Source organism: Nostoc flagelliforme FACHB-838, assembly GCF_014698065.1.
GTDB classification, from domain to species: Bacteria; Cyanobacteriota; Cyanobacteriia; order Cyanobacteriales; family Nostocaceae; genus Nostoc; species Nostoc flagelliforme_B.
The window spans coordinates 1-8,227 of record NZ_JACJSI010000259.1 but is presented as its reverse complement, the minus strand read 5'-3'; the positions used below and the strand labels follow the sequence as shown (position 1 = coordinate 8,227).

Below are 8,227 nucleotides of genomic sequence, written 5' to 3'. Positions count from 1 at the left end.
GTGGAATGCACACATAGAACACGGGCGATTTCAGCACTACTATAGTTATCGAGAAAGGGGCTTGTAGAATAACCTAAAGCCCAAAGTTTAGTAGCAATAGCAATTGGAGTGCGAAAATATCCATGTCTTTTTAAGATTGAGGCTATTTGTTTTGGGGTATAAAGTTCAGCTTTAGCTTCAATGATTGCGAGTTCTTCATCAGTCCATTTGAGATTCATTTATTACCTCCAATGTTTATGCAGATTTAGGAGAAGAATTTTCTTGAACAATTTGAGCGCTGATTGATTCAAAGTCAACTTGAAAGATGTTCATATTTGTGGATATCTCTCCAGTGTTGTAGCGGTCTACTATGTGCTGCTTGATTGTGGATTGATTCAGCCCATCAGGGATATCGATGTGCGCTTCGCTGGTGATTTTTTCAACAACTGTGACGATGACTTTCATGGTTAATTCCTATCTAATCAATTGAGGATTCAGAAGTTAGAATTATTCTGAATTCTGGCTTTTGATTTACACTGCTCCAGCTTTTGCTGCTTGCACCTGTTGCATCCATGTTTTGATTGCAGTTAACTCATCTGCACCGCTAGCAACAGCATCAACAACCTGCTTTTGATACGAAGACTCGGCATGATTGGGATGGTCACACTTATCTGCCGCCCAAGCCAAACACATAGTCTTTACCAGTTCGTTGACTTTGCTAATATGCAATTGGCTGGGGCTATTTGTGTCTTGAAATTGTAACCACTCTCTGACTAAATCAAGGGGATAATCAAGCAAAGTGCGGATATTTTTGATTCGTAAGTCTTGAGGATGTACTGGTTGAGGGACTACACTAAGTTTTGGGGTGGATGGAATAGTTGAGGAATTACCAGTTAATAAAATTTGAATGTCACGAATGATGGTCGCCCAATCTAAATCTCTACTCCATTCTCTGTAAACCTTGGTTTTACTTGCAGCATCGTAAAGGTTACAGAAAACTGTGTTTTCTTCGCCAGCATTAGCAACGATAATTAGTGGCTTAGAAAAATCTTGAACACTTGAGGCAGCTAAAAGAAAGCTTTTGGCAAAGTTGGTTTCAATGCCAGTTCTCACTACATAAAGTTCATCAGCGCTCACTACAATATCCAGCTTCAGATTGTCCTTGCCTTTGAACTCTTTAGTCGTCAATCGCAGTTCTGACAGATACCCAGTTAATGCCCTTTGAGGAACAGGGATTTTCTTCTCCTGGCTGATATTGAACTTGTACCAAACGAAAGATTCACCGTCTACTTCCCCCTGATTGACAAATAAATAGATGGGTTCGGGAGGGTTGCATAAACCTAGTTTGATTTCAGCAATCATGTTTTGTTAACCTGTGCAATAATTAGTGGTTTGTAAAACTAAAAATCCTTGGCAATCTCCAACAAAAAGCCGCGTCCCGTGTTTTGCACTTGCACCAGTTCTTTATCCAACAGTGTTTGAATGACTGAATCTGAGAATTGCAATTGCAAACGGTGCAGAGGAACACAACCACCGCAAAGGCGAATCGAACGCAGCAAATGATTAGCCCTACGGTCAAAATTGCCTGTAGAAGTAGCCATTGATGCTACCTCCAGTGATGGCTAATAATTGCTGTTACCGAATTCCTATCTGCTGTTGATAAAAGTCAATCTCTGCGCGGATCTGTGAAAATAATTCCTGTGGGGAAAACAGTTGGATTTTATTTTCCTGAAAGTGGAACAATTCATCAGAGTTTTTATTAGGCATCAGAGCATAACGCCAACCAACACCGAATTGTTCAGCCAATTCTGTACCAGAGGGATAGTAGTAAAGTCCTAAAATCGTGCCTTGTTCTGTACGCTGTTCCAAAGCAAAGCGAGGGTAGCCCCAGTGTTGGGGAATTGATATTGTGCGTTGCATTGTTGTGATTGGTGAATGAAGGGAATGTGTTTTAGAGAAAAGGGGAAGGGGTAAGGGGGGGAGGAATGAAGAAATTTACCTTTAACCTTTCCCCTCTAAACTTTTCCCAAGAGAAGCCTACTCTTTACGCTGTAACTAACTCCGTTCTCTCCAGTAGCTGTTGCAATTTATCGCCAGTTAGTTGTTCTAAGGGTTGCTCTAAAAAGTATTCATCAAAAACGGATTTACTATCAGTAGACACATCCACCATCGATAGCGATTGAACTGCTGACATTGCGGAATCACAGGGTATGCGCTGGGTTTTGTCTGCTGCGCGTGTGAACCACCAGCCACCATCAGTTTGTCCGACTTCGCCTAATTTCTCGTCATTCTGGTAAATGCCCTCGTTGAGGATTTCAAAGCCAAACTTCTCGCATTCGTTGAAAATCTGCGCCATGATTTCGTTGCCAGTAGTGCATGGTGTTGCTTCTTTCTCCTGCACAGGTAATGAGCCGTCTTTGTAGTGAGTGCAGATGAAGCGATCGCAACGCATTAGAGTGTTGGCACGAAATACTTCTTTATCGTTGATCGTGATTACCCAGCGTTGGGTTAGGTGGTTGTCGTCATGGCTGATGCTGGCTACCAGTTTGTCATCAGCGTAATATTCGTGATGGTCAAATGAGATTTCGACTATTGTGAGGGGTTCGGGAGCTACAACTTTGGCTTGGTCAGCGATGTAGTTGTCGAGTTCGGCTTGGGCGAGGGCTTGTTCGTCGGGGCCAGCAGGGGCGACTTTCTGAATCTTACTTGTCTGATAGTTAACAATGGCGGAAATCCAGGCATCCTTACAGCGTTTGTCGCTTACTTCGACTGTGGAGCCGATTTCGCTGTAGATTTGCTTGAGACGGGCAATGGATTTCAGTTGCAGCTGTTGTTGGCTGTAGATTTGGTGTGTCATGATTGATGAGCCTTTAAATTTAGGGCAAGAGAAGCGCTTGAGATTGCGAGTCCAGGGCGCTTCTCTATATTGTTATTATCTGCTAACCCGTTAGCGCTTGTGAATAGCACAACAAAGTATTTCAACTGAATTTAGTAACTAAATAATTTAATGAGATATAATACACTCTTGGTAAACTTAGGTAATGAATATGAAGCAGCTAAGAGAAAGAAAAGGACTAAGAACGGTAGATGTTGCTAGCCGTGTAGGTATAGCAGAATCTACTGTTCGTAATTGGGAGTATGGGAAAACTATTCCAAAACTACGAATTGATCAGTTCAGCGAACTCATGAAACTGTATGAATGCAGTTTTGATGAACTGATGACGGCAGTAAAGGAATCAGGTAATGCTCTCGAATGAAATAAACCTTTTAAGTGTTACTTTTTTGCTTTTCTGGAAGAGATGATCGCTTCTGTCATCTTAAGTATTTATTACGTTGCAATGAACTTCAAGCTACCATTCCTTGCATTTGGCGCTCCGTAAATCCGTTTCCCAGTATGGATTAGGCATGACTGCTGATAGTTGCGGAATATGTATTAAGCAAGATTAGCTCAACTGAGTTGCAACTTAATGTCGATTTACTTCATAAAGTGGAAACGGCGTTAATCAATATGTCAAACGAGGAAGATCCGGTTTCAGCAGACATAACTGTTACCTCTGTCGAAATTCCAGAGTTGACAGAAGAAGAACAGCGCGACCGCCTTTACCTAGAGCGCCGTGTGGAAAGAGCGTTTTTTGAGGCAGGGAAAGCTTTAATGGAGTTACGCGATCGCCGTTTATATCGTTCAACTCACCGTACTTTCGAGGAATATTGCCGAGATCGCTTTGGTCACAGTCGCCAAAAGTCGAACTACTTGATTGCAGCAGCTGATGTATACGAAAATTTGACAACAATTTGTTGTCAAAATTTGGGAATTAAGGATTTGACAACAAATGGATCACAAATCTTACCTACCAGTGAAGGTCAAGTTCGACCAATGACGAAACTAAAACCTCAAGAGCAATGGCAGGTGTGGCAAGCGGCAGTGCAACAAGCTGATGGCAAAGTGCCAACTGGTCGTGTTGTCAAAGATGTGATTGAGCGAATTCTAGAGCGTACTAAAGCCCCTAATCCTTACCACCTTGGCGAAGTTTGCCAAATCCTTGCAAAAGACAATCCCGAACTCAGGGGCAAAGGTGGCTGCTGGTGCATCGTTAGCCATGTCGGTGAGTTCAGTTGTACAGTTACAATGTGGGATGGCGAGTACAGCGTCAGAATTGACCACCTCAAGCCACTGAACTACTTGGAGTCGGAATGTCAGCAGATGCAGCTAATCAGCGATCGCATCAGTAGGTTGCGGGAAAATGAGAAATTAGAAGAAGCTGCCCGTGCTGTGCTGAAGCATCTGGGGGAGTTGAAGCGACCGTATTTGACTGTGCTGGAGGAGAAGGTGTTGAGTTTGATTGAGCAGGAATATGGGGTTAATGAAGGAAATAAGCCGATTGCAAATTCGTGAAGATGACTTGACAGGTAAAAATATTGCTGACCTTCTGAGGGAACATCTCAAAAACATGCATGAGATTACCCCACCCGAAAGCGTTCATGCTCTTGATATAGAGGCATTGCGTTCACCTGATATTACTTTTTGGACGGCTTGGGATGGCGAAGAACTGCTTGGATGCGGGGCATTGAAAGAACTAGATTCAAGAAGCGGTGAAATTAAATCAATGCGTACCGTCAAGGCTCACCGACGTAGGGGTGTCGCCTCAAAGATTCTGGAACAGATTATTAAAGAAGCCCAACGGCGTGGTTACGATTGCTTGAATTTAGAAACAGGGGTAATTCCAGAATTTGCTTCAGCACGAGCTTTGTATACACGGTATGGGTTTGAGTATCGAAGCCCCTTTGGTGAATACATTGATGACCCGAACAGCGTATTTATGATTAAAAAGCTTGCTTGATTGGTTAGTAACAATCACCGTTACTGCTGTTGAAATTCCAGAGTTAACCGAGCAAGAAATTAGCGATAAGCTTGACGGCATGGCTACGCTTACCGCTTGCACTTGGAGCGAAAGGTAGAACGGGCGTTTTTTGAGGCGGGAAAGGCACTTATGGAGTTACGCGTTCGTCCCTGACGTTGCCGAAGGCAGTAGAGGAAGCGGGTGGTAAAGTTCCAAGTGGTAGAATCGTCAAAGACATTGTGCAGCGCATAATGGAGCGAACCAGAGTACCAAACACCTACCACTTGGGCGAAGTATGCCAAGTTTTAGCCAAGGGCAACCCCGAACTCAGGGGTAAGGGTGGGTGTTGGTGTGAGGTAAAGGTTATTTGCAGCCGCTCAAGCGAACCGTTAGCAGTAGTTACGATGCACTTCAACAGACTAAGGACAAGCAACTAAATCGAAATTACAATCATTACGAGACAAAGTAATCATGGAATTCAACCCAAACAACAATGTTGTTAAACTCTGTCTTCAAGGTATGGGCATGGAAGAAAAAGGCAAAGCAGAAGAAGCAAGTAAACTGTTTCTTGAAGCCTGGAACGAAGCGACATACGACTTTGAAAAGTTTATTTCAGCTCATTATGTCGCCCGACATCAAAAAGATGTTTCCGATAAATTAAAATGGCTCGAAATGGCTTTGCATTTTGCATTAAAAATAAATGACGACTCTGTTAAGAGTGCTTTGCCTGCTCTATATTCAAACATTGCTAAATGCTATGAGGACTTAAGCGACCCCGACCAGGCAAAAAAGAATTATGAATTAGCAACTTCGTTTAAGGATAAACCTTCTGACAAAGGTCCTTTTTATCATGGAACTAAAGCAGATTTGTCGGTTGGCGATTTACTGACAGCAGGGGGCAGTTCTAATTACAAATCTGAACTCAAAATGAATCACATTTATTTTACAGCTCTTGTTAATGGAGCGGGACTAGCTGCTGCATTAGCAAAAGGCGATGGACGTGAACGTGTTTATATCGTTGAACCGACAGGGAGTTTTGAAAATGACCCGAATGTTACAGACAAAAAATTTCCGGGTAATCCGACACGCTCATATCGTTCCCAAGCACCATTAAAAATCGTTGGCGAAGTCACAGATTGGGTGAGACAAACACCTGAAGAACTCCAAAAATGGCGTGAAAAGTTGGCCAATAACAAAGGAGAAATTATTAATTAATTTCTAAGATTCCCACATCCTGCTCACCGATTGAAATCAACGGCCTTATTTAACGGCTGTCGAAGAGAAATTGTTGACGCTTCTAGAGTCTGAGTACAGGATTGGTTAAGCCTCTGAACAATTATGGCAATTTTGCATCCGATAAGTAGGAAGTGCAAAAATTACGTAGAAATCTTATTTTGGAAGCAAAAAACAGTTTATTACCAGGTTACAATCTAGCTTTGGTTGAGTACAATGTAGCAAAATATATATTATTGCTACGAAAATCACTATGATGGATTGGAAAAAGCTCCTGACACCTCAAAGGCTTGGTAGGACAGAACAAGAAGATATTCAACATGGTCGTACCCCGTTTTTAAGAGACTATGATCGCTTGGTCTTTTCTTCCCCTTTCCGCCGCCTCAAAGATAAAACACAGGTTTTTTCCTTACCCACAAATGACTATATTCGTACTCGTCTAATTCACAGTCTTGAAGTTTCTTGTGTTGGCCGCTCTCTTGGTAGGATTGTAGGCGATGAAATTATAAAAAGACACAAGCTTGATAAATATGGTTACAGTCCTTCAGACTTCGGTGAGATTGTGTCTGCTGCTTGTCTAGCTCATGATATTGGTAATCCTCCCTTTGGTCATTCTGGAGAAGATGCTATTCGTACAGCATTTCAATCTTGGTATAGTTCTGTTAATCAAATAAAAGAGGAACTACTTACCGAGTTTCAAAAAGCTGACTTTGATTTATTTGAAGGTAATGCACAGGGATTTAGGATTTTAACTAAGCTTGAAATGGTTCCTCAAAGAGGGGGGATGCAACTCACTTGCCCAACTTTAGCTGCTTTTACAAAGTATCCTAGAGAATCTTTAATACCAGAATCTATCTTAAAAAATTCCACAAGTAGAATTCCTAAAAAACATGGCTTTTTTCAGGCAGAAAAAGATTGATTTACTGAAGTAGCAAATACAGTTGGGTTAATTCGCCGTCATGATAATGCAGCATGGTGGTGTAGACATCCACTTGCTTTTTTGGTTGAAGCAGCAGATGACATTTGTTACTCAATTGTTGATGTAGAAGATGGACATCGTATGGGTTATATATCATTTGAGCAAGCTAAAGACTTGCTTAATAAGATTGCAGATATTGATATTCAAAAAGATGATGATAGTAACGATGAAAAAGTTAAACGGTTGCGTGCTAAAGCTATTGATAAACTTATAAGAGAAGCAACTAAGATTTTTTTAGATCATGAAACAGAAATTCTTTCAGGAGAATTTGAAGAAGGTTTATTATCTTTAAGTGATTATGCAGAGCATCTAAAAGAAATTGGAAAACAAACTAGTGATACTGTTTTTCAGCATCAGGATGTAGTTAGTATCCAAGTTGCTGGATACGAAGTTTTAGCCAAGTTATTGACTGAGTTTGCTAACACAATATTAAATAATGACAATAAGTCCAAATTAGTCTATCAAATGCTTCCAAAAAAACATCATCTAAATTTAGAGGATGATAGCTATGAAAAAATTCTGAAGATTACAGACTATATCTCTGGTATGACTGATTCCTATGCTACTAAACTATTTCAAAAATTTAGTGGGATTTCTTTGGGATGAATTTGCACTATTTATTAATGAGACTTAAACAAAAAAGAAGAAGTAAAATGGTTATAATGCTTTAGTAGCAGGCTTTGCTATCTGCATTACTCCAATATACAAGAGATAACTTACTCATAAATACTACTATATTTGGAATATTTTAAGTCTAATTAAATATCTTTATTATCAACATTTTATTTATCTAAAGAACTGTCTGCAATGCTTAACTTCGCATACGCTCCTTTATATCCTTTTTCTACAATATTATATTTTACGTAATTTGGACAAAGAATATTTAATCTTTTTTGTAACTGCTCAATCTGCAAGGGCTGATCAAAAAGTGGAATGATGGCTAAAACATTTTCTAGACGTAAGAAAGCTACTTCTGCTGCACTACCGATTCAATTTCAGCAGCTAACTCTGTAAACGAGGATATCTCCCAGCAAGAAGACCCAGGTTCAGCAACAATTACAGTTAGTGCTGTTGAAGTTCCAGAGTTAACTGAGCAGGAAATTAGCGATCGCCTAAATTTAGAGCGAAAGGTGGAACGTGCATTTTTTGAGGCAGGAAAGGCATTGGCCCAGTTGCGCGATCGCAGGTTATACAGATC

11 protein-coding genes and 3 pseudogenes are annotated in these 8,227 nt (G+C 40.8%); 8 read left to right on the top strand and 6 right to left on the bottom strand.

The window, feature by feature from the left end:
- The 6 genes and pseudogenes from H6G97_RS39870 to H6G97_RS39845 form a co-directional block, all read right to left on the bottom strand.
- Positions 1–218, bottom strand: a pseudogene (locus tag H6G97_RS39870) (hypothetical protein); the annotation flags it as partial.
- Between the two features lie 16 nt (positions 219–234).
- Positions 235–444: a hypothetical protein gene (locus H6G97_RS39865; RefSeq protein WP_190946147.1), complete on the bottom strand. Its 210-nt coding sequence runs from the start codon at positions 442–444 to the stop codon at positions 235–237.
- A 66-nt stretch (positions 445–510) separates the two neighbouring features.
- A complete protein-coding gene (locus H6G97_RS39860) occupies positions 511–1,341 on the bottom strand; it encodes a hypothetical protein (protein ID WP_190946146.1) in 831 nt (276 codons plus the stop codon).
- Positions 1,342–1,379: 38 nt separating this feature from the next.
- Positions 1,380–1,580, bottom strand: a complete 201-nt coding sequence (locus tag H6G97_RS39855; RefSeq protein WP_190946145.1) for a hypothetical protein — start codon at positions 1,578–1,580, stop codon at positions 1,380–1,382.
- A gap of 34 nt (positions 1,581–1,614) precedes the next feature.
- A complete protein-coding gene (locus H6G97_RS39850; protein ID WP_190946144.1) occupies positions 1,615–1,899 on the bottom strand; it encodes a hypothetical protein in 285 nt (94 codons plus the stop codon).
- A 124-nt stretch (positions 1,900–2,023) separates the two neighbouring features.
- The gene (locus H6G97_RS39845) at positions 2,024–2,836 is read right to left on the bottom strand and encodes a hypothetical protein (protein WP_190946143.1); all 813 of its coding nucleotides are present in this window, start codon (positions 2,834–2,836) and stop codon (positions 2,024–2,026) included.
- Between the two features lie 190 nt (positions 2,837–3,026).
- Here H6G97_RS39845 and H6G97_RS39840 point away from each other — a divergent pair, with 190 nt between their 5' ends.
- The 8 genes and pseudogenes from H6G97_RS39840 to H6G97_RS56260 all read left to right on the top strand — a co-directional run.
- Positions 3,027–3,236, top strand: coding sequence for a helix-turn-helix transcriptional regulator (locus H6G97_RS39840; protein WP_308737867.1), 210 nt, complete (start codon positions 3,027–3,029; stop codon positions 3,234–3,236).
- Positions 3,237–3,487: 251 nt separating this feature from the next.
- Positions 3,488–4,372, top strand: coding sequence for a hypothetical protein (locus H6G97_RS39835; RefSeq protein WP_190946142.1), 885 nt, complete (start codon positions 3,488–3,490; stop codon positions 4,370–4,372).
- Positions 4,359–4,817, top strand: a complete 459-nt coding sequence (locus H6G97_RS39830) for a GNAT family N-acetyltransferase (protein WP_242055892.1) — start codon at positions 4,359–4,361, stop codon at positions 4,815–4,817. The genes H6G97_RS39835 and H6G97_RS39830 overlap by 14 nt, the downstream gene beginning before the upstream one ends.
- A 10-nt stretch (positions 4,818–4,827) precedes the next feature.
- Positions 4,828–5,167 (top strand): annotated as a pseudogene (locus tag H6G97_RS39825) (hypothetical protein); the annotation flags it as partial.
- 394 nt (positions 5,168–5,561) lie between these two features.
- Positions 5,562–6,032, top strand: a complete 471-nt coding sequence (gene arr, locus H6G97_RS55065; protein WP_422394262.1) for an NAD(+)--rifampin ADP-ribosyltransferase — start codon at positions 5,562–5,564, stop codon at positions 6,030–6,032.
- Positions 6,033–6,306: 274 nt separating this feature from the next.
- On the top strand, positions 6,307–6,969 hold the full coding sequence (dgt, locus tag H6G97_RS53790) for a dGTP triphosphohydrolase (protein WP_242055891.1): 663 nt from the start codon (positions 6,307–6,309) through the stop codon (positions 6,967–6,969).
- An 81-nt stretch (positions 6,970–7,050) separates the two neighbouring features.
- Entirely contained in the window at positions 7,051–7,635 is a 585-nt protein-coding gene (locus tag H6G97_RS53785; RefSeq protein WP_242055890.1) for a hypothetical protein, read from the top strand.
- A gap of 330 nt (positions 7,636–7,965) precedes the next feature.
- A pseudogene (locus H6G97_RS56260) lies at positions 7,966–8,227 on the top strand (hypothetical protein); the annotation flags it as partial.